A 2347-nucleotide genomic window follows, 5' to 3' on the forward strand; every position below is an offset into this window, starting at 1 on the left:
ACTTGACCACTACAATGGTCTTGGGATCGACGCCGCGGGAGAGGGCGGCCCGAAATTCGGCTGTCGTGCGTACGGTTGTCATGTTGAGTCTCCGTTGGGAATTGCTGGCAGAGGTCGAGGTGCCGGCCAGTTCGGCAATGAGGGATTCGAGCGAGCCGAGGCGATCGGCCATGCCGGCCTCCACCGCAATCGCGCCGGTCGCGATGCCGCCCTGGCGCAACCGATCGTTGACCTGGTCACGAGGAATACTGCGATTGCGCGAAACCTTGTCGAGGAACACCGACGCCAACTCGTCGACGCGAGCCTGTAGTTGGGCGCGGCCGGACTCGGTCTCGGGGCTTGGGCGCTTGTTGGGAGCGTTGCTACTGACGATCTCGAATGTCTTCGCGCCGTCCCGCTGGGCCGCCATGGCAAGGGTCATGACGACGCCGACACTGCCGAGCTGAGCGGTATCGTCGACGACGATCTCCCCCGCGGCGCTGCCGATCCAGTACATGGCGCTAGCCGCCATGCCGCTGACATAGGTGACGATGCGCTTCTGGCTACGGGCGTTGTAGATCAGGTCGCTCAGCTCGTTGATGCCAGTGGCTTCGCCGCCGGGGCTATCGGCATCCAGCACGATGGCGCGAATGGCGGGATCGTCCAGCGCGGTCTGAATATCCGTCGCCAGCATCTGTGTGCTCACCGCTCCGCTGACCTCGGTGAACAGATTGGCGTAGCGAAAAATCGGTCCAGTGACCGGTATGACGGCGACGCCATCGCGCACGGTGACGTGCCGAGTGTTGTCGAGCTTGCGGCCGAGACGTGTCTCCAGCGCCTCGACATCGCCGTGGCGCTGGGCCACGGTCATCAGAGTCTCCAGGCCTTCGGCGGTGATGAGCCAGTTGCGGCTGGATACCAGATCGAGCGCATTAGCCATGATGAGTCACCCATGCCGAGTCGTCCGGCTGGGGGCCGAGTAGCCATTCCCTGACGGCCTCTCGCTCGTCGAAAATTTCCCGCCACTCAGCGACCGATTGCGGGTCGTCGCTAGCGGGGCCGTCTTGCAGCCACCGAACACTCTCGGCTGGAGGGGAGAGGTAGTAGGTCACGAATCCGGACCACCGACCGAGCAACGCTTTCCCGCCAAGAGACCGGCGCAGTAGAGCCTGCCCGCTGCCGAAGTCCTCAAGGCGAACAGCGAACTGACCGGCGCCGCGCAGCTGTCCCAGCTTGCGTCCATAGGCACGGCCCATCTCCTGTTCGAATGCTGATCGCTGACACTCCTGGAGTGTCAGGGGCAGAGCCAGGCCCTCGGGATTGGTGAACTGAGCAATGCCAAGCGCGGGGTGTAGGCTGACGGCGTAGATAGCGGAATGGCGGCAGGGGAAAGGCGCATCCTTTTGTTCAGGATCGACCAGGCGAAAGCTGATCGCATAGGGATCGTGAATCATGCCCATGATGTGGCGCAGCGCGCTGCCAGAGGCATGAGGTGGTAGGTAGCGGAGAGCATGCATTACGGGCGCGCCTCCCAGCTCTGGCCGGTATGCTCATGCATCCGTGAGTTGAGCCAGGCATCCAGGTCGGTGCGGCGATAGCGGACGCGCGCGCCGACCTTCACATACGGCAGTGCATGACGACCGGTGCTGCGCCAGGTGGCGAGAGTGTGTGCCGAGACGCCCAGATGCTGGGCGGCATCTTCAGGGGTCAGGAGGTCTACGAGGGGAGATTGAATCGAGTTCATTGCGGTTATCCCTAGGTATCTGCGTGGACGTCTAGAGAATCGCCGCAAACGAAGCGAGGGAGTTACCCTCCTAGTGAGTTGGGGGAGTCCTCGAAATGCTTGGGCAGCTCGCGATAACCCAGTTCGGCTAGCCAGCCGGGCTTGCGAGCACCATTGCCGGCGAGCGCTTTCTCACCGGGGATACGCCGACTGACTCCCTCTGGATTAGGCAAGTCGTTGAGACGATCTAGCTCCATTGGGAGAAGTTTATCGATCAGTGTATGCACTAACTTTCGCTTGCTGAGCAAGTTGCGAGAGTCGTCATAGGCGATGTCAGGCCATACGCTTTTGATATAATCAAAAGCCCATCGATAATGCGGCATAAGTTGCTTCCCACCCCGTCTCGAAGCCTCCCGCTTTTCATCCTGAGTTATTCGATTAGATTCCCGTACTCGCTCCGCTTCATCGAGAGACGGGTAAACGGAGGCCAGCAACCTGGCACTTTTCGCTTCACTCAAGAGAGACGATGCATAAATCGAGGTGCTCACTTCATTCTTGAAGTCTTTACGTCTCAAATCGTCGAGAAGAGTGGCGTAAACGTCGGGATGGTTTTCCCGGGTGTGTAGTGGCACTGTAGTGGCACAG

Annotated in this window: 4 protein-coding genes; all 4 read right to left on the minus strand. The window is 60.7% G+C overall.

Annotated elements, in window-relative coordinates; genetic code table 11:
- Positions 1-919, minus strand: a 919-nt coding sequence (locus DOM57_RS21245; RefSeq protein WP_239496370.1) for a S49 family peptidase, incomplete at its 3' end; no start/stop codon positions are given.
- Positions 912-1496: a hypothetical protein gene (locus tag DOM57_RS21250; protein WP_110651692.1), complete on the minus strand. Its 585-nt coding sequence runs from the start codon at positions 1494-1496 to the stop codon at positions 912-914. The genes DOM57_RS21250 and DOM57_RS21245, both read right to left, overlap by 8 nt.
- Complete coding sequence (locus DOM57_RS21255; protein WP_110651694.1) at positions 1496-1723, minus strand: helix-turn-helix domain-containing protein; 228 nt, start codon at positions 1721-1723, stop codon at positions 1496-1498. The genes DOM57_RS21250 and DOM57_RS21255 overlap by 1 nt, the downstream gene beginning before the upstream one ends.
- 62 nt (positions 1724-1785) lie before the next feature.
- Positions 1786-2347, minus strand: a 562-nt coding sequence (locus DOM57_RS21910; protein WP_162619628.1) for a hypothetical protein, incomplete at its 5' end; no start/stop codon positions are given.

Origin of the sequence: Salinicola peritrichatus, from assembly GCF_003206715.1 — a bacterium.
Classification (GTDB): domain Bacteria; phylum Pseudomonadota; class Gammaproteobacteria; order Pseudomonadales; family Halomonadaceae; genus Salinicola; species Salinicola peritrichatus.

Excerpts from the sequence above, each read along its gene's own strand:
- DOM57_RS21250 (WP_110651692.1), bottom strand. The coding sequence starts at position 1,496 with ATGCATGCTCTCCGCTACCTACCACCTCATGCCTCTGGCAGCGCGCTG.
- DOM57_RS21255 (WP_110651694.1), bottom strand. The coding sequence starts at position 1,723 with ATGAACTCGATTCAATCTCCCCTCGTAGACCTCCTGACCCCTGAAGAT.